General features: G+C 38.4%; 24 protein-coding genes. 23 read left to right on the forward strand and 1 reads right to left on the reverse strand.

Features of this window, described 5'->3' with window-relative positions; all coding sequences use genetic code 11:
* Window positions 1-54 precede the first annotated feature (54 nt).
* The 22 genes from AC3ANL_RS08760 (at window position 55) to AC3ANL_RS08865 (ending at window position 23,638) form a co-directional block, all read left to right on the forward strand.
* Window positions 55-1,140, forward strand: a complete 1,086-nt coding sequence (locus tag AC3ANL_RS08760; RefSeq protein WP_488328838.1) for a BMP family lipoprotein — start codon at window positions 55-57, stop codon at window positions 1,138-1,140.
* A gap of 201 nt (window positions 1,141-1,341) precedes the next feature.
* Window positions 1,342-2,877, forward strand: a complete 1,536-nt coding sequence (locus AC3ANL_RS08765) for an ABC transporter ATP-binding protein (RefSeq protein ID WP_488328839.1) — start codon at window positions 1,342-1,344, stop codon at window positions 2,875-2,877.
* Window positions 2,870-3,916 (forward strand): ABC transporter permease, encoded by a 1,047-nt coding sequence (locus AC3ANL_RS08770; protein WP_488328840.1) that lies wholly within the window; start codon window positions 2,870-2,872, stop codon window positions 3,914-3,916. Before AC3ANL_RS08765 ends, AC3ANL_RS08770 begins: the two co-directional genes overlap by 8 nt.
* A 1-nt stretch (window position 3,917) precedes the next feature.
* On the forward strand, window positions 3,918-4,877 hold the full coding sequence (locus AC3ANL_RS08775; protein WP_488328841.1) for an ABC transporter permease: 960 nt from the start codon (window positions 3,918-3,920) through the stop codon (window positions 4,875-4,877).
* Between the two features lie 184 nt (window positions 4,878-5,061).
* The gene (yfmF, locus tag AC3ANL_RS08780; protein ID WP_488328842.1) at window positions 5,062-6,342 is read left to right on the forward strand and encodes an EF-P 5-aminopentanol modification-associated protein YfmF; all 1,281 of its coding nucleotides are present in this window, start codon (window positions 5,062-5,064) and stop codon (window positions 6,340-6,342) included.
* Window positions 6,342-7,634 (forward strand): EF-P 5-aminopentanol modification-associated protein YfmH, encoded by a 1,293-nt coding sequence (yfmH, locus tag AC3ANL_RS08785; RefSeq protein ID WP_488328843.1) that lies wholly within the window; start codon window positions 6,342-6,344, stop codon window positions 7,632-7,634. Before yfmF ends, yfmH begins: the two co-directional genes overlap by 1 nt.
* A 61-nt stretch (window positions 7,635-7,695) precedes the next feature.
* Window positions 7,696-8,418, forward strand: coding sequence for an elongation factor P 5-aminopentanone reductase (gene ymfI / locus AC3ANL_RS08790; protein WP_488328844.1), 723 nt, complete (start codon window positions 7,696-7,698; stop codon window positions 8,416-8,418).
* Between the two features lie 82 nt (window positions 8,419-8,500).
* Window positions 8,501-8,758: a DUF3243 family protein gene (locus AC3ANL_RS08795; RefSeq protein ID WP_488329688.1), complete on the forward strand. Its 258-nt coding sequence runs from the start codon at window positions 8,501-8,503 to the stop codon at window positions 8,756-8,758.
* Between the two features lie 183 nt (window positions 8,759-8,941).
* On the forward strand, window positions 8,942-9,730 hold the full coding sequence (locus AC3ANL_RS08800) for a DUF3388 domain-containing protein (protein ID WP_488328845.1): 789 nt from the start codon (window positions 8,942-8,944) through the stop codon (window positions 9,728-9,730).
* Between the two features lie 20 nt (window positions 9,731-9,750).
* Window positions 9,751-10,650 carry a helix-turn-helix domain-containing protein gene (locus AC3ANL_RS08805; protein ID WP_488328846.1) on the forward strand — a complete coding sequence of 300 codons (900 nt, stop codon included), beginning with the start codon at window positions 9,751-9,753 and terminating at the stop codon, window positions 10,648-10,650.
* Window positions 10,651-10,701: 51 nt separating this feature from the next.
* On the forward strand, window positions 10,702-11,286 hold the full coding sequence (gene pgsA, locus AC3ANL_RS08810; RefSeq protein ID WP_488328847.1) for a CDP-diacylglycerol--glycerol-3-phosphate 3-phosphatidyltransferase: 585 nt from the start codon (window positions 10,702-10,704) through the stop codon (window positions 11,284-11,286).
* A 32-nt stretch (window positions 11,287-11,318) separates the two neighbouring features.
* Window positions 11,319-12,569, forward strand: coding sequence for a competence/damage-inducible protein A (locus AC3ANL_RS08815; RefSeq protein ID WP_488328848.1), 1,251 nt, complete (start codon window positions 11,319-11,321; stop codon window positions 12,567-12,569).
* Window positions 12,570-12,846: 277 nt separating this feature from the next.
* On the forward strand, window positions 12,847-13,890 hold the full coding sequence (recA, locus tag AC3ANL_RS08820; RefSeq protein WP_488328849.1) for a recombinase RecA: 1,044 nt from the start codon (window positions 12,847-12,849) through the stop codon (window positions 13,888-13,890).
* 324 nt (window positions 13,891-14,214) lie between these two features.
* The gene (gene rny, locus AC3ANL_RS08825) at window positions 14,215-15,774 is read left to right on the forward strand and encodes a ribonuclease Y (protein ID WP_488328850.1); all 1,560 of its coding nucleotides are present in this window, start codon (window positions 14,215-14,217) and stop codon (window positions 15,772-15,774) included.
* Between the two features lie 104 nt (window positions 15,775-15,878).
* On the forward strand, window positions 15,879-16,676 hold the full coding sequence (locus AC3ANL_RS08830; protein ID WP_488328851.1) for a TIGR00282 family metallophosphoesterase: 798 nt from the start codon (window positions 15,879-15,881) through the stop codon (window positions 16,674-16,676).
* A 233-nt stretch (window positions 16,677-16,909) separates the two neighbouring features.
* Window positions 16,910-17,170, forward strand: a complete 261-nt coding sequence (spoVS, locus tag AC3ANL_RS08835; protein ID WP_003211281.1) for a stage V sporulation protein SpoVS — start codon at window positions 16,910-16,912, stop codon at window positions 17,168-17,170.
* Between the two features lie 485 nt (window positions 17,171-17,655).
* On the forward strand, window positions 17,656-19,392 hold the full coding sequence (locus AC3ANL_RS08840) for a 2-oxoacid:acceptor oxidoreductase subunit alpha (RefSeq protein WP_488328852.1): 1,737 nt from the start codon (window positions 17,656-17,658) through the stop codon (window positions 19,390-19,392).
* Window positions 19,393-20,259, forward strand: a complete 867-nt coding sequence (locus tag AC3ANL_RS08845; protein ID WP_488328853.1) for a 2-oxoacid:ferredoxin oxidoreductase subunit beta — start codon at window positions 19,393-19,395, stop codon at window positions 20,257-20,259.
* 263 nt (window positions 20,260-20,522) lie between these two features.
* Window positions 20,523-22,067 (forward strand): tRNA (N6-isopentenyl adenosine(37)-C2)-methylthiotransferase MiaB, encoded by a 1,545-nt coding sequence (gene miaB / locus AC3ANL_RS08850; protein ID WP_488328854.1) that lies wholly within the window; start codon window positions 20,523-20,525, stop codon window positions 22,065-22,067.
* 1 nt (window position 22,068) lies between these two features.
* A complete protein-coding gene (locus AC3ANL_RS08855; protein WP_488328855.1) occupies window positions 22,069-22,524 on the forward strand; it encodes a YlbF/YmcA family competence regulator in 456 nt (151 codons plus the stop codon).
* 254 nt (window positions 22,525-22,778) lie between these two features.
* Window positions 22,779-23,324: an outer spore coat protein CotE gene (locus AC3ANL_RS08860; RefSeq protein WP_149869644.1), complete on the forward strand. Its 546-nt coding sequence runs from the start codon at window positions 22,779-22,781 to the stop codon at window positions 23,322-23,324.
* A 113-nt stretch (window positions 23,325-23,437) separates the two neighbouring features.
* Window positions 23,438-23,638 carry a hypothetical protein gene (locus AC3ANL_RS08865; protein ID WP_488328856.1) on the forward strand — a complete coding sequence of 67 codons (201 nt, stop codon included), beginning with the start codon at window positions 23,438-23,440 and terminating at the stop codon, window positions 23,636-23,638.
* A 9-nt stretch (window positions 23,639-23,647) separates the two neighbouring features.
* Here the strand turns inward: AC3ANL_RS08865 and AC3ANL_RS08870 are convergent, their stop codons facing one another.
* Window positions 23,648-24,199, reverse strand: a complete 552-nt coding sequence (locus AC3ANL_RS08870; protein WP_488328857.1) for a GNAT family N-acetyltransferase — start codon at window positions 24,197-24,199, stop codon at window positions 23,648-23,650.
* A gap of 154 nt (window positions 24,200-24,353) precedes the next feature.
* On the opposite strand from AC3ANL_RS08870, the gene AC3ANL_RS08875 reads away from it, so the two are divergent.
* Window positions 24,354-24,998: a serine/threonine protein kinase gene (locus AC3ANL_RS08875; protein WP_488328858.1), complete on the forward strand. Its 645-nt coding sequence runs from the start codon at window positions 24,354-24,356 to the stop codon at window positions 24,996-24,998.
* Window positions 24,999-25,070: the final 72 nt, after the last annotated feature.

The following is a 25,070-nucleotide window of genomic DNA, read 5'->3' on the forward strand; positions in this document are numbered from 1 at the left end:
AGCTTTTCAGAACATTTCTACTAAATCAAACAACATTCATAGGGGGACAATACCTTGAAAAAGCGTAAAATTGGAATGGCGCTATCATTAGTTCTTGCTGCTGGAACACTTTTAGGTGCATGTGGAAAAAGCAATGACACAACCAAAGAACCAGCTAAGAGTGGTGGAGACAAAGAAAAAGCATTTTCTGTAGCAATGGTTACTGACGTTGGTGGTGTTGATGATAAATCATTTAACCAATCATCGTGGGTAGGACTTCAAAAATTTGGTAAAGATAACGGATTGGCAAAGGGTAAAGGTGGATTTGATTACCTTCAATCAAAATCCGATGCTGACTACGCTACAAACTTAAATACACTTGCTCGTCAACATTTTGATCTAGTGTTTGGTATTGGATACTTGATGCAAGGCGCAGTTGAAGAAATCGCAAAACAGCAAAAAGACCAGCATTTTGCCATTGTAGATGCTGAAGTTAAGCAGCCAAACGTAGCAAGCGTTCTTTTCAAAGAACAAGAAGCGTCTTTCCTAGCAGGTGTTGCAGCTGGAATGACTACTAAAACAAACAAAATTGGCTTTATTGGCGGTATGGAAAGTGCTGTTATCGAGCGTTTCGAAGCCGGTTTCGTAGCAGGAGTTAAAGCTTCAAATCCAACAGCAACTGTTGATATCCAATATGCAGGAGCATTTGATAAGGCTGAACTTGGTCAAACTATTTCTTCCAAAATGTATTCTTCAGGAGCTGACGTAGTTATCCATGCTGCTGGCGGTACGGGAGTTGGATTATTTAAAGAAGCCGGAGATCTTAAGAAAAAAGATCCCGCTCGTGAAATTTGGGCAATTGGTGTAGACAGTGACCAAGCAAACATGGGTCCAGATGTTGTACTTACATCTGCTCTAAAACGAGTTGATAATGCCGTATATGACCTTTCTACAAAAGCAAAAGAAGGTAAATTCCCTGGTGGAGAAATTGCATTATATGGCCTTGCTGAAGATGGAGTTGGTTTAGCTCCAATTAACGATAAAGCCCCTAAGAAAGCTGAAATTGATGCAGCTGTAAAAGACTGGATTGGAAAAATTAAGGCCGGAACTGTAAAAGTTCCAGGAACACGTGCTGAATTAAAAACCTTTAGTGCAAAATAATTTTTCGAGGAATAAGCGGAGGGTTTACCGCCTGCTTATTCCTTCTTAATGAAATCTTAACTGAAGCGCAGAAGTAGATTCTGCTTTTCATTGAAGATTTTAGTGGGGAGAAATCCCTATTTTTTTAAAAATCTGAAAGGTCTGACCTCTTACTACTACTGGTCAAATTTTCCTTTTACCTTATCACAGGGAGTGAGAAAAATGGAATATGTAATCGAGATGCTAAACATCCGTAAAGAGTTTAATGGCTTTGTTGCGAATGATAACATAACCCTGCAATTAAAAAAGGGTGAAATTCATGCATTATTGGGTGAAAATGGTGCAGGAAAGTCCACCTTAATGAACGTTCTTTTTGGTTTGTATCAGCCAGAAGAGGGCGAAATCCGTGTTAAAGGGAAACCTGTAAAAATTTCGAACCCAAATATTGCAAATGATCATGGAATTGGAATGGTTCATCAACACTTTATGCTTGTGGATACCTTTTCTGTAACCGAAAATATAATCCTTGGAAGAGAAATTACCTCTGCAGGTCGAATTGATCTTAAAAAGGCGGAACAACAGGTTCGCGAAATTTCTGAACGGTATGGCTTGGCTGTTGACCCTCAAGCGAAAATCTCTGATATTTCTGTAGGCATGCAGCAAAGGGTTGAAATATTAAAGACTCTTTACCGCGGGGCAGAGATTCTTATTTTTGACGAGCCGACTGCCGTTTTAACTCCACAAGAAATTAAAGAACTTATTCAAATTATGAAAACATTAATTAAAGAAGGTAAATCTATTATTCTTATAACTCATAAGTTAAAAGAAATTATGGAAGTATCTGACCGTTGTACCGTCATCCGGAAAGGTAAAGGGATTGGAACAGTAAATGTCAGTGAAACAAACCCAAATGAGCTTGCGAGTTTAATGGTTGGCCGAGATGTTGTCTTTAAAACAGAAAAGAAAGAGGCAGAACCAAAACAGGATGTATTTGAAATTCATGATTTGGTTGTAAAAGACACCCGTGGGGTAACTGTGGTTAATGGTCTAAATCTTTCTGTTAAAGCTGGTGAAATTGTTGGAATCGCGGGTGTGGATGGGAATGGGCAATCAGAATTTATTGAAGCCATAACAGGATTACGTAAAGCAGAAAGTGGCAGTGTTAAATTAAACGGGAAAGAATTAATTAACCATACTCCACGAAAAATCACGGATTCTGGAGTTGCCCATATTCCTCAAGATCGCCATAAACATGGTCTAGTCTTGAATTTTCCAATTGGGGAGAATATGGTCTTACAAACCTATAATAAGAAACCATTCTCAACCAACGGTATTTTGAATTTTAAAGAAATCTATAAAAAAGCAAAAACATTAATTAACGAATTTGATGTGCGTACTCCTAGTGAGTTTACATTGGCACGTGCCCTTTCGGGAGGAAATCAACAAAAAGCGATCATTGGTCGTGAAATTGACAGAGATCCAGATCTATTAATTGCTGCACAGCCAACTCGTGGTTTAGATGTCGGAGCAATTGAATTCATTCATAAACGCTTGATCGAGCAGCGCGATCATGGCAAGGCCGTTTTACTTGTATCGTTTGAGTTAGATGAAATTATGAATGTTAGTGACCGCATTGCTGTTATCTATGAAGGAAAAATCGTGGCCATTGTGAATCCAAAAGAGACAACTGAGCAGGAGCTTGGCTTGTTGATGGCAGGTTCAAATAGAAAGGAAGCGGGTGAACACACCAATGTCTAAACGGTTTAAAAGTATTTTAACACCAATTATTGCCGTTTTATTAGGTATTATTGTTGGTACCATTATCATGGTTGTAAGTGGCTATGATCCAATTACTGCTTATACAGCGCTTTGGAATGGGGCATTTGGCGATGTGTATTATTTAGGGGAAGTCATAAGACAATTTACCCCTTATATTTTAGCAGGTTTAGCAGTTGCCTTTGCTTTTCGTGTCGGTTTATTTAATATCGGGGTTGAAGGTCAGTTCTTAGTCGGATGGCTTGCAGCTGTATGGGTGGGGATTGCTTTTGATCTTCCTCGTATTATTCATTTGCCGCTAGCGATTATAGCAGCAATGGTCGCGGGCGCACTTTGGGCATTTATCCCTGGCTTCTTAAAAGCTCGCTTCCGCGTTCATGAAGTAATTGTGACGATCATGATGAACTATGTGGCGCTTCACGTTTCCAATTATATTATTAAAAATGTAATAACAGATAATAAAGATAAAACAGATCTAGTGAAAGAATCTGCAACATTAAGGTCTGAATGGTTACAAAGTCTAACTGATTACTCAAGACTTCACTGGGGAATTATTATTGCCATAATTGCATGTATTTTTATGTGGTTCTTGCTTGAAAGAACAACTAGAGGTTTTGAATTACGAGCTGTTGGTTTTAACCAGCATGCTGCACACTATGCTGGGATGAGTGTGAATAAGAATATCATTTTATCCATGGTTATCGCCGGTGGTTTTGCAGGTTTAGCAGGGGCAATGGAAGGACTAGGAACCTTCGGTTATGCAACTGTTAAAGGTGGTTTTACAGGCGTTGGATTTGATGGAATTGCCGTTGCTTTATTAGGTGGGAATACCTCTTTAGGAGTATTTTTCTCGGCGATATTATTTGGTGCATTAAAAGTTGGGGCATTGAATATGCCACTTGAAGCAGGTGTACCAAATGAACTAGTTGATATTATTATCGCATTAATTGTATTCTTCGTTGCATCAAGCTATATAATAAGAGTGTTTATTGACCGAATTAGCAAAAAGGAGGTGAAGTAAGTTGAGCTTAATGGAAATCTTAATGATTGTTGTTCCATCCACATTGCTATGGGCTGCTCCTCTTGTCTTCACTGCATTAGGCGGTATTTTCTCTGAACGTTCTGGGGTAGTAAATATTGGACTTGAAGGATTGATGGTGATTGGTGCTTTTACGGCAATCGTTTTCAATCTAACCTTTGTAGAAACGTTTGGAAGTCTGACCCCTTGGCTATCCATACTAGTTGCAATGGTCGCTGGAGCAATATTTTCGTTACTGCACGCGGTTGCTGCCATTACATTTCGTGCCGACCATACAGTTTCCGGTGTGGCGATTAACTTACTTGCAACAGGAATTACCTTATATCTTGTAAAGCTAATCTACGATAAAGGTGAAACGGACATTATTAGTAAAGGTTTTAATAAAATTGATATTCCAATTTTAAAAGATATTCCGGTTATCGGAAAAATTTTCTTTCAAAACACATACTGGACATCATTTTTAGCTATTGTTGTTGCAATTATTGTATGGTATGTAGTCTTCAAAACACCATTTGGTCTTCGTTTGCGTTCAGTAGGTGAACACCCAATGGCTGCTGATACAATGGGAATAAATGTTACAAAGATGCGTTATTTAGGTGTTATTCTTTCCGGTGCTCTTGGTGGTATTGGTGGTGGTGTTTACGCACAATCCATTACATCTAACTTCAGCCACTCAACCATCAGTGGTCAGGGCTTTATGGCTATAGCCGCGATGATTTTTGGTAAATGGCATCCACTGGGTGCCTTGGGAGCTGCCATATTCTTTGGTTTTGCTCAAAGTATCAGTATTATCGGATCTAGTTTACCGTTCTTAAAAGGCATTCCAAATGTGTATTTGTTAATTGCCCCATATGTATTAACCATCTTAGCATTAACAGGATTTATCGGCCGTGCCGATGCTCCAAAAGCAAGTGGTACACATTATATCAAAGGTAGCAGATAAAAATTCGAGAGGATGTCTCAAAAGACATTCTCTTTTTTCTATCCGTAAGCGTATTTGCTTGTAATGACCAAGCCTGTCAAATTATAGTAAGAAGTATAGGTTTTATTCAAAAGGAAAAGATATAAAGAAAAATGTTTACATATCTTTAAAGTAGAACCCTTTATCTTGAAAAGGAGGAAAACCATTGGACGCTATTGCTGAAAAAATATCAGAATTGCAAGGATATAAACTTCATGTCATCGAAACAGAAAAATATAAAACCAATACATTTGTTTGGAGAATGAAAGCACCATTAACAAAAGAGGATGTAACAAAAAGGGCTCTACTTCCCCAAGTATTACAAAGCAGTTCTGCGAAATATCCTACCACTACGGCCTTACGGTCATATTTAGATGAACTATATGGCGCAACCCTTTATGTGGACTTAGGAAAAAAAGGGGAATATCATATCATAAGTCTTTCATTAGAAATAGCGAATGAAAAATTTTTAAGTGATTCCAATCCATTATTGAAAAAGGGCTTTGAATTGCTTGCGGACATTTTAACGAACCCCAACCTATCAGAAAATGGCTTTGATAAGGATACAGTTGAGAAAGAAAAAAGAACCCTTAAGTCGCGGATCCAATCTGTTTTTGATGATAAAATGCGCTATTCCAATGCCCGCCTGATCGAAGAAATGTGTAAAGATGAACCCTATGCCCTGCAGGCTAATGGAGCAGCGGGCGATGTTGATGCGATTACACCAGCAAATTTATACGACTACTTCAAACGCGCTTTTTTAGAGGATGAGATGGATCTTTATGTAATCGGTGATGTGAAGGAAGAGGAAGTAAAGACAATTGCGGCAGAGCTTTTATCTTTTGAAAATCGTTCACCGAAAAAGGTTGCTGCAAGTAGCAGAAACAAACCATCTTCTGTAAATGAGGTAAAAGAACAGCAGGATGTGAAGCAAGGAAAATTAAATATGGGATATCGCACGAATATCGTTTATGGGGATTCCGATTATTTTGCCCTTCAGGTTTTTAATGGAGTTTTCGGTGGCTTTTCCCATTCTAAGTTATTTATTAATGTACGTGAAAAAGCGAGTCTTGCCTATTATGCGGCGAGTCGCCTTGAAAGTCATAAGGGATTAATGATGGTTATGTCAGGGATTGACCTAAAGAACTATGATCAAGCAGTGGGGATCATTCACGAACAAATGGAAGCCATGAAAAAAGGCGATTTTACAGACGAGGAGTTAAAGCAAACAAAAGCCGTGATTCAAAATCAAATCATGGAAACCGTTGACACGGCTCGAGGCTTAACCGAATTGCTCTACCATAATGTGGTGGCAGATACCAATATTAGCCTTGAATCATGGCTAACAGAAATGCTGAAAGTAACGAAAGAGCAAATCGTTGCCGTAGCGAAAAAAATAGAACTTGATACGATTTATTTCTTAACGGGATCGGAGGCGGGCAATTAATGGAGAAGATTACTTTTGACCAGCTTCAGGAAGAGCTTTATCATGAAAAAATGACGAATGGCTTAAATGTTTATATTTTGCCAAAGAAAGGTTTTAATAAAACATTTGCTACCTTCACTACTAAATATGGTTCAGTAGATAATACATTTGTCCCACTGGGTAAAGATGAGTATGTTAAAGTTCCTGATGGGATTGCTCACTTTTTAGAGCATAAATTATTTGAAAAAGAAGATGGAGATGTGTTTCAACAATTTAGCCGTCAGGGTGCATCAGCCAACGCCTTTACCTCTTTTACACGGACTGCCTATCTATTTTCTAGCACCTCAGATGTCGAGAAAAATTTAGAAACCTTGATTGATTTTGTTCAAAGCCCCTATTTTTCTGAAAAAACCGTTGAAAAGGAAAAAGGGATTATTGGCCAGGAAATTACCATGTATGATGACAACCCAGATTGGCGCTTATATTTTGGCTTAATTCAAAACCTATATCAAAATCATCCTGTTAAAATTGATATCGCTGGTACAATCGAATCGATTGCTGATATTACAAAGGATTGGCTTTATGAGTGTTATAATACCTTCTACCACCCAAGCAATATGCTGTTATTCATTGTCGGCCCAGTGGATCCAGAAAAGATTATGAATCAAGTAAGGGATAATCAATCTAAAAAAGACTACAAGGATATGCCTGAAATAAAACGTAAATTTGCGGAAGAACCAGTGCAAGCTGCCGAAAAGAGGCAAATTCTTGAAATGAACGTTCAAACCTCTAAATCGCTCGTGGGGATTAAAGCGCTCCATGTTGATCAAACAGGCGAAGTATTGCTTAAAAATGAGTTAACGATGAATGTGCTTCTCGATTTATTGTTTGGAAAGAGTTCCGAAAATTATAATCAGCTCTACGGTGAAGGCCTTATTGACGAAACTTTTTCCTATGACTATACACAGGAACAGGGTTTTGGATTTGCAATGGTCGGGGGAGATACGGGGGAACCTGACAAATTAGCCGACATGATTGAAAAAATGCTTCTTGAGGCCAAAAATGGGAGTATTTTTACCGAGGAGCAATTGGATAGGGCAAAGAAGAAAAAAATTGGTGCCTTTTTACGATCTGTAAATTCACCTGAATATATTGCGAATCAGTTTACACGTTATGCGTTTAATGACATGAACTTATTTGATGTGGTGCCTACGCTTGAAAAAATATCTTTAGAGGATGTTCAAACGCTTGCGTCAGAAGTCATTTCAGAGGAACGATTCTCTGTATGCCAAGTCGTTCCAAAGAAAAAATAGGAGAAGAAGCGTCGTATTTCCGACGCTTCTTCTCTATGTAGTTAAAGAGAGAGTGATTTTCATGAAAAAGTATGTATTAATTACGGGGGCAAGTGGTGGAATCGGACAAGCGGTAGCATTACATTTAGCAGCAAACGGCTATCATTTATACCTGCATTTTAATCAAAATAAACAAACAATAATGGAGTTAATGAATAAGCTGAAGTCATTTGGCGGTGAATACATTCCTATCCAAGCAGATTTTTCTAAAGCAAATGGCTATCAAGCAATTCCCTCACAAATCTTTTCATTAGATGCAATTATCCATTGCGGTGGAAAAAGTCAATATGGACTTCTCGTGGATTTGCAACAGGAAGAAGCTGAAGCCCTTATGAATATTCATGTAATCAATCCCTTAATGTTAACAAAAGAACTGCTGCCAAAATTTTTATCAAAGCGCTCAGGAAATATTATTGTCATCAGCTCGATTTGGGGGCAAACAGGTGCAGCTTGTGAAGTGGCATACTCTGCTGCTAAAGGTGCTCAAATTGCGTTTGTAAAAGCTCTAAGTAAAGAAGTTGCCCTAAATGGTATTCGAGTAAATGCAATCGCCCCAGGCCCGGTTGAGACGCCTATGATGGAAGGGTTTACCTCCGAAGAAATGGAGCAAATTGCTTTTGAGATACCGATGGGAAGAATAGGGAAACCTGAAGAAATTGCCTCATGTGCTGCTTTCTTACTCTCTGATCAGTCTTCTTATATCACTGGCCAGGTTCTTGCAATAAACGGCGGATGGTATACATAAGGATAAAATTCAAGTTATTTATGTATAGTTCATGTCACTACGCCGCAAAATACTCATGTACCATTCTAAAGGAGGGAACATGATGTCTGTTTTAGAAAATTGGAAACAATGGGAAGACTTCTTAGCTGATCGTCTCCATCATGCACAAAATGAGGGTATGAGTGAGGGGGCTATTAGTAACCTTGCTTTTCAAATTGGTGATTACTTAGCAAGCCAAGTAGAACCGAAAAATGAACAAGAAAGAATTCTTTCCGACCTTTGGTCAGTAGCAGACAAAGATGAACAACAAGCTATTGCCAATATCATGCTAAAACTTGTCTCAAATAACGGAAGTCGCTAGAAGAGGGAGACCCTTTGGGGTCGTCTCTCTTTTTCTATTTTTCACAGGTAAAGCAAGGAATTTGGATAATTAGGCCATTCTCTTTTGTTTTTTCTTTCATCTTCAATCAAAATCATTTATTATAAGTGTTAGACATGGAGTTGTGAAAAATTTGTCGAAACTTCTTTTAGGGGGTTTTTAAAAATGAAAAAAGAATGGTACTTAGAATATGAGATTCAAAAAAACCGCCCTGGTCTATTGGGCGACATTTCATCCTTATTAGGAATGCTTGCTATTAATATTGTAACCATTAATGGTGTTGATGAAGGAAGACGAGGGCTGCTTATTTTAGCAAAAGATGATGATCAAATTAAACGACTTGAGTCAATTTTACATACAATGGACACAATAAAATTAATCAAACTGAGAGAACCAAAACTGCGTGACAGACTTGCCGTTAGACACGGCCGCTATATTCAAAGGGATGCAGATGATAAAAAAACATTCCGTTTTGTAAGGGATGAGCTTGGCTTATTGGTTGATTTTATGGCAGAATTATTTAAGCAGGAGGGACATAAGCTGATTGGTATTCGCGGTATGCCTCGAGTCGGTAAAACGGAATCACTGGTCGCAGCAAGTGTTTGTGCCAATAAACGCTGGTTATTTGTCTCATCTACACTCTTAAAACAAACGATCCGCAATCAATTAATCGAAGATGAGTACAATGCAAATAATTTGTTTATTCTTGATGGGATCGTGTCGACAAGACGTGCCAATGAGCGCCACTGGCAGCTAGTCCGTGAAATCATGCGTCTGCCGTCTGTTAAAGTAATAGAGCATCCTGATATCTTCGTACAAAATTCAGAGTACACGCTTGATGATTTTGATTATATCATTGAACTTAGAAATCACGCGGATGAAGAGATTACATATGAGGTGGTTGATCAACACAATATGTTCTCCGGATCTGATTTTGGAGATTTTGATTTTTAATAAGTTGGAAGGTGTTACAAGTGACGGAATTAGGAAATCGTCTTAAAGAAGCTCGATTAGCAAAAGGATTAAGCTTAGATGATTTACAAACCATGACAAAAATTCAAAAGCGGTATTTAATAGGAATAGAAGAGGGTAATTATTCCAGCATGCCTGGGAATTTTTACGTACGTGCTTTTATTAAGCAATATGCCGAGGCATTAGACCTCAATCCAGATGAAATCTTTGAAACCTATAAAAGTGAAATTCCTTCTTCTTATAATGAGGATTTGCCGCAGCAATTATCAAGGGTGAAAACACATAAAACAATTACAGAGGGAAATTCCAAAGTCTTTGATATTCTCCCCAAGATTTTAATTGGTGTGTTTGTTATTGGTGTTGCAAGTCTGTTATATTATTTTATTACTAATCATGCTGACAGTAATCCTAAAGAATCTCTCAGTAAAGATAGTGAACAGGTTAAAATTGAAAAATCCGCCAGCCTTGAAAAGGTAAAAACGGATGAAGCTGAAAAAGTTAAAAAGAAAGACACAAAAACAGAGGATACTGCGAAGCAAGAAGAGCAACAAACAGTAGTAGATACTCCGAAGCAAGAACTAACAGTGGTGAATAGTAGTGGGAACAATTCTACTTACGATTTAAAAAATGCAGATAAATTTGTCGTGAAATTGGTTTCTAAGAGTAAAACTTGGGTAAGAGTTAAAAACGGTAAAGAGAAATCTTTTTTCGAAGGAACGCTTGAACCTGGTAAAATCGAGAACCAGACAGTGGATTTATCAGCTGAAACGGATGCCGTTATCAGGGTAGGTAATGCCGCAGGAACAGAAATTTATGTAAATGATCAAAAGCTTGAGTATGCCATACCAGCAACAGCGAATGTTCAGAACATCACGATTCATTATGTTCTGAAGAATGAATAGTCATCTGTTGATGGCTATTTTTCACTTTTAAACTCAGCATGGAGGAAAATTATGAATATTCCAAATAGAATCACTGTATCAAGGATATTATTAATTCCTATATTCTTGATTGTAATGTTAGCCTCATTTGATTGGGGGGAAATGCATCTCCTTGGTGCAGATATGCCTGTTACTCATTTTGTCGGTGCACTTATCTTTATTTTAGCGTCCACAACAGATTGGGTGGATGGCCACTATGCCCGGAAATACAACCTTGTTACTAATATGGGGAAATTCCTTGACCCGCTTGCAGACAAATTACTCGTCTCGGCAGCTTTAATTGTACTTGTTGAACTGAATGATGTTTATGCTCCATCATGGCTTGTGATCGTTATTATAAGCCGGGAATTTGCTGTAACGGGTCTTCGCCTCTTACTTGCAGGAGAAGGGGAAGTGGTCGCTGCTAATATGCTCGGTAAAATAAAGACATGGACGCAAATTATCGCGATTTCATCCCTGTTGTTACATAATTTTATTTTTGCGATGATTCCATTTCGATTTGATATTTTCGCCTTGTGGGTCGCATTAATTTTCACTATTTGGTCTGGCTGGGATTATTTTGCAAAAAATAGCCACGTGTTAAAAAATTCTAAGTAGGGTACCTATCGTTGATAAGGGGGAATGAAGTGATGAATGCCGAGATTATTGCTGTTGGCTCTGAGTTATTGCTCGGTCAAATTGTGAATACAAATGCGCGTTATCTATCACAGCAATTAGCCGGAGTAGGCATAAATGTCTATTATCATACCGTCGTTGGAGATAACCCTGATCGATTAAAAGCAGCGATTGAAATAGCTGAAAGTCGAGCGAAAGTAATCATCTTTACTGGCGGCCTAGGTCCGACAAAGGATGACTTGACGAAGGAAACGATTGCGCGTCACCTTGGCAAAAAACTTGTTTTGGACGAAGTGGCATTAGAGTCCATTGAACAATACTTTAAACGAACAAACCGTGTAATGACAGATAATAATCGCAAGCAGGCACTAGTACTGGAAGGATCTCATATTCTTCCCAATGATCATGGCATGGCCCCTGGCATGGTTTTAGAAAGAGACAGCCATACATATATGCTTTTACCAGGCCCTCCAAAGGAAATGGAACCGATGTTTCTCCAATATGGGTGTCAAGCTCTAACAACTGAAAAAGAATCTCACGAAAAAATTGTTTCGCGGGTGCTGCGTTTCTTTGGTATTGGGGAAGCAGCGTTGGAAACAGAAATAATCGATTTAATTGATGCTCAAACCAATCCGACGATTGCCCCGCTCGCAGGTGACCAAGAGGTTACCTTAAGATTAACGGCAAAACATATTGATGAACAGATTGCGCAATCGATGCTTGATGAAGTAGAAAAAACTATTAATCAACGTGTCGGAAAATTTTTATATGGCTACAATGATACATCATTAGTAGAAGAACTAATGAAAGCATTAAAAGAAAGAAAATTAACGATTACGGCTGCTGAGAGTTTAACAGGCGGGCTATTTCAGCAAGAGTTAACGTCCTTAGCGGGTGCAAGCTCCGTATTTAAAGGTGGAATTGTTTCTTATTCGAATGAAGTAAAGCAGAATGTATTACAAGTAAAAAAAGAAACGCTTGAAAAATATGGAGCTGTAAGTGAACAATGCGCCAAAGAAATGGCGGAAAATGCATTAAGACTGGTTAATAGCGATATTTCAATCAGTTTTACCGGTGTTGCTGGTCCTGATGAGGTGGAAGGGAAACCGGTTGGGACCATTTATATTGGAATGGCCATTAAGGGAAGACCAACAATAGTCGAAAAACTTGCCCTTGCTGGGACTAGAGAAGCAAATCGGAAAAGATCAGTAAAATATGGCTGCTTTTTTATACTGCAGCATTTAAAAGAATCACAGAAGGCTTAATAGTTTTCTGTGGTTCTTTTTATTTAACAAATTCGAAACTTTTAGATAAAAGCTAAAAAGTTGCATTTCAAAGCTATTATTTTAGTGAAAAGACAAAAAGTGGTTTGATTTAGCTGTTATCCTAGTATAAATTGTTAAAAATAAGTCGAATAAATGTTCGTGTTTTTTCTCGACAAATAGCCAAAAAGAGGTTATATTAGTAATAGGTTTTATTTTTATTTTGATAGATTAAAGAAATAATAATAAATTTTTTTCATAAAAAAAGGAGGAACTATTTGTGAGTGATAGAAAGGCCGCCTTAGAAATGGCGCTTAAACAAATAGAAAAACAATTTGGTAAAGGTTCCGTCATGAAGATGGGAGAAAAAACGGATACGCAGATTCATACGAGTCCGAGTGGTTCTTTAGCCCTTGATGCAGCACTAGGAGTGGGTGGATATCCAAGAGGCCGTATTATCGAAGTTTATGGCCCTGAAAGCTCTGGTAAAACAACTGTTGCCTTACATGCAATTGCTGAAGTACAAGCAAATGGTGGACAGGCTGCCTTTATTGACGCCGAGCACGCCCTTGATCCAGCCTATGCAAAAAAATTGGGTGTTGACATTGATGAGTTATTGTTATCGCAGCCAGATACTGGTGAACAAGCACTTGAAATCGCTGAGGCCCTTGTTCGCAGTGGTGCAATTGATATTATTGTAGTCGACTCAGTAGCTGCTTTAGTTCCAAAAGCAGAAATTGAAGGGGAAATGGGAGATTCGCACATGGGTTTACAGGCACGCTTGATGTCTCAAGCACTGCGTAAACTTTCCGGTGCCATTAATAAATCCAAGACAATCGCTATCTTTATTAACCAAGTTCGTGAAAAAATTGGAGTCATGTTTGGAAACCCAGAGACTACGCCAGGTGGACGCGCATTAAAATTCTATTCCACTGTTCGTATTGAAGTGCGCCGTGCAGAAGCATTAAAGCAGGGTAATGATATAGTGGGTAACAAGACCAAAATAAAGGTCGTTAAGAATAAAGTGGCACCGCCATTCCGTACTGCTGAAGTTGACATTATGTATGGTGAAGGTATTTCTAAAGAGGGCGAGATTATCGATATTGGCTCTGAGTTGGATATAGTTGAAAAGAGCGGCTCTTGGTATTCCTATAATGGGGAAAGAGTCGGACAAGGCCGTGAAAATGCAAAATTATTCTTAAAAGAAAACCCAAGTATTCGTCTGGAAATTCAACAAAAAATTCGTGAGCATTATGGTTTAGATGGAGAGAAATTTGTAACCGAAACAGAAGAAGATGATGAGCAGATTAATTTGCTGGATTAGTTTTAGTAGAGCAAAGCCCCTAGACGGGTTTTGCTTTTTTAATAAAGTTGAATAAATATACAATTGTATTTTCAATTATACATTTTTTAATTTGGGTGAGTAAATGAATATAAATTGTCAAATTCTAAATATTTCAAAAAGCTAATAGGACTAAGCCTTGACAATAAATATTCTCACCTTTACAATTAACATGTATATTTTACATTTTTGGAAATATTACAATGCGAAAAGCCTTGGTGCTTGCTGTATGTTGAGTCTAAACAATGTACATGCCGACACTTAAAAAATTGTAACAAAAGTTCATAGCAAGAGGAGGTGTAACGATTGGATCCAATTACTATCATCTCCATTTTGCTTGGCCTTATCGTCGGTGCCGTTGTTGGCTATTTTGTTCATAAATCCATTGCTGATGCAAAAGTAGCAGGTGCAAAGAATGCTGCAGAGCAGATTCTTGAAGATGCGAAACGTGATGCTGATTCATTGAAAAAAGAAGCTTTGCTAGAAGCAAAGGATGAAATTCACAAGCTTCGGACTGAAGCTGAGCGTGAGGTTCGTGAACGAAGAAATGAAATGCAAAAACAAGAAAACCGTTTACTGCAAAGAGAAGAGAATTTAGATCGAAAAGAGGAAACGTTAAACAAGCGTGAAAATCTTTTAGAAAAGAAGGATGATTCTCTAAACCTAAGACAACAGCATATTGAAGAGATGGAAAGCAAAGTGGACGAGTTGATACGAAAACAACAAACTGAACTCGAACGAATTTCAAGCCTTACGCGCGAAGAAGCGAAAACAATCATTATTGACAGAATGGAGCAAGAGTTAACCCATGACACTGCCATCATGATTAAGGAAAGTGAAAACCGCGCGAAGGAAGAAGCAGACAAGAAAGCGAAGGAAATTCTTTCGCTGGCAATCCAGCGTTGCGCTGCTGACCATGTTGCCGAAACGACTGTTTCTGTCGTCAATCTTCCAAATGACGAAATGAAGGGTCGGATTATTGGTCGTGAGGGACGTAACATCCGTACACTTGAAACGTTAACGGGAATTGATTTGATTATTGATGATACTCCTGAAGCAGTTATTTTATCAGGATTTGATCCTATTCGAAGAGAAACTGCTCGTTTAGCTCTTGAGAAGTTAGTTCAAGACGGTAGAATCCATCCAGCAAGAATTGAAGAAATGGTTGAAAAATCTCGCCGCGAAGTGGATGAATATATCCGTGAAGTTGGTGAGCAAACGACCTTTGAGGTCGGTGTACATGGACTACATCCTGATCTTATCAAAATCCTTGGCCGTTTGAAGTTCCGTACGAGTTACGGACAAAACGTATTAAAACATTCAGTAGAAGTTGCACAGCTTTCAGGCTTGCTTGCCGCTGAACTTGGTCAAGATGAAACATTGGCTCGCCGTGCAGGCTTGCTTCATGATATTGGAAAAGCCATTGACCATGAAGTGGAAGGAAGCCATGTGGAAATTGGGGTAGAACTTGCAACGAAATACAAGGAGCACCCAGTGGTAATCAATAGTATTGCCTCCCACCATGGGGATACAGAACCAACATCCATTATTGCAGTTCTTGTGGCAGCTGCTGATGCACTATCAGCTGCTAGACCAGGTGCACGTAGTGAGACACTTGAGAACTATATCCGTCGCCTTGAAAAGCTAGAGGAAATTTCTGAATCCTATGAAGGAGTTGAAAAATCCTTTGCTATTCAAGCGGGTCGCGAAGTGCGTATTATTGTAAGACCAGAAGCAGTAGATGATCTTTCTGCACATCGTTTAGCTCGTGATATTCGCAAACGAATTGAAGAAGAGCTTGATTATCCTGGACATATTAAAGTAACAGTAATCCGTGAAACGCGGGCTGTTGAATACGCAAAATAAGCGGTGCGATTGCACCGCTTTATTTATTGATTTTCAATCGCTTAAATGACAGTTGTATGTGTTAAATTGAATATTGACTAATTTGATTGATGAAAGGGAAAAACATGAATTTACTTTTTATCGGCGATGTCGTTGGCTCACCAGGCCGTGACATGGTGAAGGAATATCTGCCTAAATTAAAAGAAAAGTATCGACCCCATTTTACGATTATTAATGGTGAAAATGCCGCTGGGGGAAGAGGAATTACCGAAAAGATTTATCGGGAATTTTTGGGACAGGGTGCACAAGCGATAACGCTTGGCAATCATTCTTGGGATAATCGAGACATATTTGAGTTTATCGGCTCAGCGAAAAATTTAGTTAGACCAGCAAATTTTCCAGAAGGAACACCTGGTCAGGGCTTAGCTTTTTTTAAAGTGAATGAACTAGAGGTTGCTGTGATTAATCTTCAAGGTCGAACCTTTATGGCCCCATTAGATTGTCCATTTCGGAAAGCAGATGAATTAGTGGAAATCGCCCGTGAACGAACTCCATATATTTTTGTCGACTTCCATGCAGAGGTCACAAGTGAAAAACAGGCCATGGGCTGGTATTTAGACGGAAGAGTATCAGCAGTCGTTGGAACACACACACATGTGCAAACAGCAGACAACCGTGTATTACCTGGTGGTACCGGGTATTTATCAGATGTGGGTATGACTGGACCATATGATGGTATTTTAGGAATGGAAAGAGAGGCCGTCTTAAAAAGGTTTCTAACCAGTCTCCCAGTTCGTTTCGAAGTCCCTACGACAGGAAGAAATCAGTTAAGCGCCGTGTTGATTGAATTAGACCGTAAAACAGGGTTTACCAAAAAAATAAATCCAATTTTAATAAATGATGATCATCCATTCTATAGTTAAGCGGCTGTCTCAAAAAGGGTCAGATTCTACACTGAATATACTGTGTGGGGTCAGACCCTTTGTTAGTGATAGCCCCCTTTGCAAGAACGATTATGCATTTTGAATGACATTTTTTTGTCCAAGCCGGAATATGTCTTTTCACAACTGAATATAGTAGCAGTGGAATGTTATAACCTGATTTGTTCATGAAACTGCTCATGCGGGATCGGGATTTTTCTAAGGGGGAGCTAGGAATGGAAATATTAAAAGTTTCAGCAAAATCTAATCCTAATTCTGTAGCTGGTGCACTTGCCGGAGTTCTGCGTGAAAGAGGTGCAGCAGAGATACAGGCTATTGGTGCGGGTGCATTGAATCAAGCCGTAAAGGCAGTAGCGATTGCAAGAGGGTTTGTAGCACCTAGCGGAGTAGATTTGATCTGTATTCCTGCGTTTACCGATATTTTAATAGACGGGGAAGAACGTACGGCTATTAAGTTAATCGTCGAACCAAGATGAAAGAGATAGACTATTTATAGGCTGTAACAAAAAAATACGTACAATTTACCTGCTTGGTACCATGCCAAGCAGGTTTTTTAATTTCTTCGTTTTCCCTATTAAAAATTAAATGAGCAATAATAATTTAATGTCTCAACATTATTCTGGTATATAGGGAAGGCTCGGTCGCAATATTTTTAAACGGTAAAGAATACGGTAAATATAATGTCTAAGTCTACCATTTGGTAGAATTTTACCGAAAGATAAATAGTAAATTGCAAATAATAAAAAAATATTCATATTTTAGACAATATTTAGGCTTAAAGGGTTGCAATTTTTAGTGCTAAGGTCTAGAATTGTAAGCGTTTAGTACATCTTCATCATTCAAATTTTTAGTCTTAAAAACATTAAACGGGCTAATTTTTTAGTGAATTATCAGGAGAAGTGCTACAGTAATAAATGATTTAATCTACTAACTTTTTACATATCCAAAGGGGTGTAAGGAAATGATCAATCAACTTTCGTGGAAAGTTGGCGGACAACAAGGGGAAGGTATTGAAAGTACTGGGGAAATCTTTGCAATCGCACTGAATCGCCTAGGATATTACTTGTATGGTTACCGTCACTTTTCATCACGTATTAAAGGCGGTCATACAAATAATAAAATCAGAGTAAGCACAACTGAAGTACGCTCTATTTCTGATGACCTTGATATCCTTGTAGCTTTTGACCAAGAAACCATCGATGTTAATTACAAAGAGCTTCATAGTAAAGGAGTAATCCTTGCTGATGCAAAATTTGGTCCAAAAAAGCCGGAAGATACTGAAGCATCCCTGTATGCGGTTCCATTTACAGAAATCGCTACAGAATTAGGGACATCCCTAATGAAAAACATGGTTGCAATCGGTGCAACATCTGCGGTCTTAGATTTGGATATTCATGTTTTTGAAGAAGTAGTTCGTGAGATTTTTGGTAAAAAAGGCGACAAGGTTGTTGCGAAAAATATGGATGCGATTAAAGCTGGCTTCGACTATATGAAAGAAAAAATGGATGCCAGTGTACCGACAATGGTCCTTGAAAAAGCAGATGGCAAACACCGTATGTTTATGATTGGAAACGATGCCATCGCATTGGGCGCCCTTGCTGCTGGATGTCGTTTTATGGCGGCATATCCAATCACTCCTGCATCTGATATCATGGAATATTTAATTAAGAAATTACCGGCACTTGGCGGGACAGTTATCCAAACAGAGGACGAGATTGCTGCATGTACAATGACGATCGGTGCTAGCTATGGTGGTGTCCGTGCGATCACTGCATCATCAGGCCCTGGATTATCATTAAAAATGGAAGCTATAGGATTAGCAGGTATCACAGAAACTCCACTTGTCATCGTCGATACACAGCGTGGGGGTCCATCAACAGGATTACCAACTAAACAAGAGCAGTCCGACTTAATGGCGATGATTTATGGTACACACGGTGAAATTCCAAAAATCGTAATGGCTCCAAGTACTGTACAAGAGGCTTTTTATGATACTGCAGAAGCGTTCAATCTGGCCGAAGAGTATCAATGCCCTGTAATTGTTTTATCAGACCTTCAGTTATCTTTAGGAAAACAAACAGTGGAACCACTTGATGTCTCTAAAGTAGAAATTAGACGCGGTAAGCTTGTAACAGAAGAACTTCCAGAGATTGAAAATAAAGCCTATTTCAAGCGTTATGAAGTAACACCAGATGGTATTTCACCTCGTACTATTCCAGGTATGAAAAATGGAATTCACCATGTTACAGGTGTTGAACATGCTGAAAATGGTAAACCATCTGAATCATCAACAAACCGTATTGCCCAAATGGATAAACGTTTACGTAAGGTTGAAAATATTCGTTTTAACACACCTGTTTATAAAAATGCACCACATGAAGATGCAGATTTATTGATTGTTGGTTTTAACTCAACTCGTGGAGTTATTGAAGAAGCGATGGGTCGCTTAGAAAATGACGGTTTGAAAGTCAATCATGCCCAAATTCGATTAATCCATCCATTCCCAACTGATGAAGTGCTTCCACTTGTCCGTTCTGCGAAAAAAGTAATTGTCGTGGAAAACAATGCAACTGGACAGTTAGCAAATATCATGAAAATGAATGTTGGACATGCTGAAAAAATCACAAAATATGTTAAATATGATGGTAACCCATTCCTACCACACGAAGTTCATTCAAAATGTAAGGAGTTGTTCTAAATGGCCACTTTTAAAGACTTTCGAAATGATGTTAAACCGAACTGGTGCCCAGGCTGTGGCGACTTCTCCGTACAAGCGGCAATGCAGCGTGCGGCAGCAAATGTAGGTTTAGAACCAGAAAATTTAGCAGTTGTTTCAGGGATTGGCTGTTCAGGGCGGATCTCTGGTTATATTAATTCTTATGGCTTTCATGGTATCCATGGCCGTTCACTTCCGATTGCCCAAGGTGTTAAAATGGCTAATCGTGATTTAACAGTCATTGCTTCTGGCGGTGACGGTGATGGATATGCAATTGGGATGGGACATACGATTCATGCTATTCGCCGTAATGTCGACATTACCTACATTGTTATGGATAACCAAATCTATGGTTTAACAAAAGGTCAAACTTCCCCACGTTCAGCAGTTGGTTTTAAAACCAAATCAACACCGATGGGGTCGATCGAACAAGCGATTTCTCCAATGGAAATGGCATTAACAGTTGGCGCAACCTTTGTTGCTCAAAGTTTCTCAACCGATTTAAAAGATCTAACTGCTTTAATTGAAGCAGGGATCAAGCATAAAGGTTTTTCATTAATTAACGTATTCAGCCCATGTGTAACATATAATAAAGTCAACACATATGACTGGTTTAAGGAAAATCTAAAGAAGCTTAGCGATGTGGAAGGATACGATCCATCCAATCGTGAAATGGCGATGCAGACATTAATGAAACATAATGGTTTAGTGACTGGCCTAATATACCAAAACAATGAGCGTTCTTCTTACCAGGAATTACTGACTGGATATTCTGAAGAGCCATTAGTAGAGGCTGATTTAAATCTTGATCAAGCACACTTTGATAAATTAGTTGCTGAGTTTATGTAATAAACAATCAAAAAAACCGAGGAATTTATTTCCTCGGTTTTTTTACGTAAACGATTAATTGAAACCACCGATTACAAAAATGAATTATCTCTTAAACAGGCTTGTTAACAGGGATTTCTATTGTTTTCAGTTAGGTAAACCTTTATACTATTATAATGTGCAGATAATATTTAATAGCTTTATTTACGGCACAGGTAAAAAATAACATTAAGGAATTTAATAGACACCTTACGTCATTTTTTTAGAAAGGGGATTTTAATTAAATGAATGAAAAACAAAGATTAGAAGGCCAGCAAGTAGAAACTGCTAATTCTTCGGACAAAAAATCCGCCAAGGATTACAGCAAATACTTCGAGCAAGTGATTACTGCTCCTTCTCTAAAAGAAGCTAAAAAACGTGGTAAAGAAGAAGTGCAATATCATAATGACTTTACTATTCCTGAAGAATTCCGTGGAATGGGGGATGGCCGTAAGTTTTATATCCGTACCTATGGCTGTCAAATGAATGAACATGATACTGAAGTCATGGCAGGTATCTTTTTAGCATTGGGCTATGAGCCTACTGACAGCACCGAAGAGGCGAATGTTATTCTCTTAAACACTTGTGCAATACGTGAAAATGCTGAAAACAAAGTGTTTGGTGAACTTGGTCATTTAAAGCATTTGAAACTGGAAAAGCCGGACTTACTTATTGGTGTATGTGGTTGTATGTCGCAGGAAGAAAGCGTCGTTAATAAGATTCTAAAAACCTATAATCAAGTTGATATGATTTTTGGTACGCATAACATTCATCGTCTGCCAAACATTTTAAATGAGGCATACATGTCAAAGGAAATGGTAGTTGAAGTATGGTCTAAGGAAGGCGATGTTATTGAAAACCTTCCAAAAGTTCGCCGCGGTAAAATTAAGGCTTGGGTAAACATCATGTACGGCTGTGATAAATTCTGTACGTACTGTATAGTACCGTTCACCCGTGGTAAGGAGCGAAGCCGTCGTCCTGAAGAGATTATTCAGGAAGTTCGCCAGTTAGCAGCACAAGGCTATCAAGAGGTTACACTGCTAGGACAAAACGTAAATGCCTATGGTAAAGATCTAGAAGGCTTGAACTATGGCCTTGGTGACCTAATGGATGAATTACGTAAAATTGATATTCCACGGATTCGCTTTACCACCAGCCATCCGCGTGATTTTGATGATCATTTGATTGAAGTTCTTGCAAAGGGCGGCAACCTAATGGATCATATCCATTTACCAGTGCAGTCTGGGTCAACAGATGTATTGAAAATTATGGCTCGTAAATATACAAGAGAACAATATTTAGAGCTTGTTAGAAAAATCAAAGCGGCTATGCCAAATGTTGCTTTGACCACTGATATTATTGTGGGCTATCCAAACGAGACAGATGAACAGTTTGAAGAAACATTGTCTCTTTATCGAGAGGTTGGCTATGAATTGGCTTATACCTTTATTTATTCACCACGTGAAGGAACTCCTGCTGCAAAAATGGAGGATAACGTTCCGATGGCAGTCAAGAAAGAACGCCTGCAACGGCTAAATAATCTTGTAAATGAGCTTTCTTTAGAAGCAATGAAAAAGCATGAAGGTCAAATAGTGGATGTTCTTGTAGAAGGGGAAAGCAAGAACAATCCTAATGTACTAGCAGGCTACACTTCAAAGAACAAACTTGTTAACTTTGCTGCCCCAAAATCGGTGATTGGCAAAATTATTAAAGTGAAAATAACAGAAGCAAGAACATGGTCATTAAACGGAGAAATGGTGGAAGAACTAGAACCAGTTGAGGTGAAATAAAGTGGCGAAATATACTAAAGACGATATCGTCGCTCGTGCTGCAGAATTGGCACGTATGATTGCAGATACGGATGAAGTGGACTTCTTCAAACGAGCAGAAGCTCATATTCATGAAAATCAAAAGGTGAAGACCTTGATTTCCGATATTAAAGGCCTACAAAAGCAGGCCGTTAATTTACAGCATTATGGAAAACATGAGGCATTAAAAAAGGTTGAGGACAAAATATCTTCGATTGAACAAGAGTTGGATGAAATTCCTGTTGTTCAGGATTTTAAACAATCTCAAGTAGATGTGAATGAACTACTTCAACTAATTGCTTCCACTATCTCCAATACGGTAACTGATGAAATTATTATTTCTACAGGTGGAGATGTATTAATCGGTGAAACGGGTGCAAGTATGAAAAATGGCGGCGGGGCATGTGATAGCCACGACGATTGTGATCACGATCATTAAAAATGGGAACCAGGCTTCTAATCGAAGTCTGGTTTTTCTTTATCTAAAACTCTACCCTTCAAAAGAAATTCTCCAAACCAAAGATATCAATGGCCTTCTTTTTTTAGTACAGGCAAGAAAGGCACACACCTATAAATCCCGCATAAAATGAACTATGACTAAACTTTTATCCAGTATTCACAAAAATATATATCACACTAGTCTACAAATTAGCATACGATGAAATGAAAATGAATGAGGAGGGTTCGCGCAAAATGGGAGAATATAGAGAGATAATTACCAAGGCCGTAGTTGCGAAAGGACGAAAATTTACCCAGTCCAATCATACGATTAGCCCGGCGCATAGTCCGACAAGTATTCTTGGCTGTTGGATCATTAATCATAAATACAACGCGAAAAAAGTCGGCAAAACAGTAGAGATTCACGGCTCGTATGACATTAACGTTTGGTACTCTTTTAATGATAATACCAAAACAGAAGTAGTGACTGAACGTGTGCAATATACTGATGTCATCAAACTAAAATACCGTGATCATGACTGCCTCGATGACAATGAAATTTGTGCTCGAGTGCTGCAACAACCTAACTGCTGTGAAGCGGTCATTTCCCCTAATGGTAACCGAATCATTGTCCATGTCGAAAGGGAGTTCCTTGTAGAAGTGATTGGCGAGACAAAGGTTTGTGTCCGTGTCAGCTCCGAAGGCTGCAAGGACAATGATGAGGATTGGGGATTGGATGTAGACGACGAAGAATTCGAGGAACTGAATCCAGATTTCTTAGTCGGCTCAGAAGAAGAATAAAGATACTAGGAAGGTAACACTTCCTAGTTTTTTTCATTTTATTTTTAAATAGCCAAAAAATTAAGTGAATGAGATAGGGAAAAATCAGCAAGCTATTTCTAGGAGGTGTTCCGATGAAGCCGAGACAGCCTGGAAATAAACACATGCCAGATTTTGATCAATTAAATGACCGTATTATTGCGGAAAGCCCTTCTTCACCAATGTTAGTGATTAAAACGAACCTAGACCCAAAGGATGCAGAGGAAAATAACCCTTATTATCAAGAGGATGAGGTCAAAAACCCTAAAGCCTTGAAAGATTATTTTGAAGAATAGAGCTAGGATTTATTCCTGGCTTTTCCTCCATTCTGACTGTAAAAGTGATAAAACATATGTATCATGAAATTTATTGTTCTGTTTGATATAGCCGCGAAGTACTCCTTCTTTGCTGAAGCCTAACTTTAATAGCAGCTCTAAGGAGGCAGCATTTTCAGGATAGACGACCGCTCCGATTCGATTTAAATTCAACTTATTAAAACTAAATTCCAGGACCTCTGTAATGGCCTCTGAAGCAAAACCCATTCTCCAAAATGAAGGATGTAGTTCATAACCGATTTCAGCACGATTATTGGCTAATTGTAAACTATTCAGACCAACCGTACCAATAATTCTTTGATTTTCTTTAAGCTTAATGCCCCAACGAATCCCCCGGTTTTCAAGAAAGTTCTTGTGAAATAATTCAATTAATCTGGAAGCCTCGGCTTGTATTGTAAAAGAATTAGTTCCATAAAACCGTGTCACTTCTTCTAATGATAATATCTCAAAAAGAGGATTTACATGCTGATGAGTAAGTTCAATTAATTTTAATCGTTTTGTTTCTAAAATGGGAAATGTCATAGGTTCTCCTCTCTTTATAATTAGATTACTTCTTTTATTGTATATTGGCTGTATAGAAATTTCTATTTTAATTTACAACCTAGATTAACTATTTACTTTATAATGGGTTTATCAGAAGTGATATTAAAGATAGTCTATTGTAGAAGGTGTGTAAATGATTATTAATGAGTATGTAAAATTAATAGAAAAAGAACTATTGCCAAATATAGATTTGACTGTTCAAAGCCCATTTGACCCTATCATTGTAACCAACCAGTCAGAATCGTGGAATACAATTGGGAACGGCAATTATGCTGGTGTCTTTTCACACAAGTCTTATCCAGATAGAGTAGTAAAAGTGTACGGCAGAAACCCTGAGGAGCTTAAGAAGGAGATAGAAGTCTATAAAAGGTTAGGAAGCCATCCTTCTTATTCAACATTATACGACTATGGTGAAACATATTTAGTGTTAAAAAAGCTAGAAGGGATTACTTTATTTGATGCAGTGATAAAAGGGCTACAAATCCCTAAACAAGTCATTGAAGATATTGATGCTGGCTTAGATTACGCCCGGTCAGTAGGGTTGAATCCTTTTGATGTTCACGGCAAGAACGTTGTGATGTATGAAGGAAGAGGTTATATCGTTGATGTATCAGATTTTTATAAACAGGGCTATTGCAGGAAGTGGAATGACCTAAAAAAAGGTTATTACAAGATATATCGACCATTTCTGTATAAATATCATCCAAGAATTCCATTCTTTATTGTTGACGGTGTGCGAAAGGGATATAGGATGTATCGCAGATGGAGAAAGAAATAGTTGAATCATAGCGAACAAGCTTCTTCGCTATCGTTTTGGTGAAAGTGCACTTGTTGATTTAACAAGTTTGAA

Source organism: Neobacillus sp. DHD-1R, from assembly GCF_057747995.1.

What these genes read in the sequence shown, in the direction of transcription:
- pgsA (WP_488328847.1), top strand. Translation starts at nt 10,702, where the DNA reads ATGAATATTCCAAATAGAATCACTGTATCAAGGATATTATTAATTCCT.
- AC3ANL_RS08840 (WP_488328852.1), top strand. Translation starts at nt 17,656, where the DNA reads ATGATCAATCAACTTTCGTGGAAAGTTGGCGGACAACAAGGGGAAGGT.
- yfmH (WP_488328843.1), top strand. Translation starts at nt 6,342, where the DNA reads ATGGAGAAGATTACTTTTGACCAGCTTCAGGAAGAGCTTTATCATGAA.
- AC3ANL_RS08860 (WP_149869644.1), top strand. Translation starts at nt 22,779, where the DNA reads ATGGGAGAATATAGAGAGATAATTACCAAGGCCGTAGTTGCGAAAGGA.
- AC3ANL_RS08830 (WP_488328851.1), top strand. Translation starts at nt 15,879, where the DNA reads ATGAATTTACTTTTTATCGGCGATGTCGTTGGCTCACCAGGCCGTGAC.
- AC3ANL_RS08765 (WP_488328839.1), top strand. Translation starts at nt 1,342, where the DNA reads ATGGAATATGTAATCGAGATGCTAAACATCCGTAAAGAGTTTAATGGC.
- AC3ANL_RS08800 (WP_488328845.1), top strand. Translation starts at nt 8,942, where the DNA reads ATGAAAAAAGAATGGTACTTAGAATATGAGATTCAAAAAAACCGCCCT.
- AC3ANL_RS08795 (WP_488329688.1), top strand. Translation starts at nt 8,501, where the DNA reads ATGTCTGTTTTAGAAAATTGGAAACAATGGGAAGACTTCTTAGCTGAT.
- AC3ANL_RS08815 (WP_488328848.1), top strand. Translation starts at nt 11,319, where the DNA reads ATGAATGCCGAGATTATTGCTGTTGGCTCTGAGTTATTGCTCGGTCAA.
- AC3ANL_RS08845 (WP_488328853.1), top strand. Translation starts at nt 19,393, where the DNA reads ATGGCCACTTTTAAAGACTTTCGAAATGATGTTAAACCGAACTGGTGC.
- AC3ANL_RS08875 (WP_488328858.1), top strand. Translation starts at nt 24,354, where the DNA reads ATGATTATTAATGAGTATGTAAAATTAATAGAAAAAGAACTATTGCCA.
- AC3ANL_RS08770 (WP_488328840.1), top strand. Translation starts at nt 2,870, where the DNA reads ATGTCTAAACGGTTTAAAAGTATTTTAACACCAATTATTGCCGTTTTA.
- AC3ANL_RS08870 (WP_488328857.1), bottom strand. Translation starts at nt 24,199, where the DNA reads ATGACATTTCCCATTTTAGAAACAAAACGATTAAAATTAATTGAACTT.
- spoVS (WP_003211281.1), top strand. Translation starts at nt 16,910, where the DNA reads ATGGAAATATTAAAAGTTTCAGCAAAATCTAATCCTAATTCTGTAGCT.
- ymfI (WP_488328844.1), top strand. Translation starts at nt 7,696, where the DNA reads ATGAAAAAGTATGTATTAATTACGGGGGCAAGTGGTGGAATCGGACAA.
- AC3ANL_RS08865 (WP_488328856.1), top strand. Translation starts at nt 23,438, where the DNA reads ATGAAGCCGAGACAGCCTGGAAATAAACACATGCCAGATTTTGATCAA.
- miaB (WP_488328854.1), top strand. Translation starts at nt 20,523, where the DNA reads ATGAATGAAAAACAAAGATTAGAAGGCCAGCAAGTAGAAACTGCTAAT.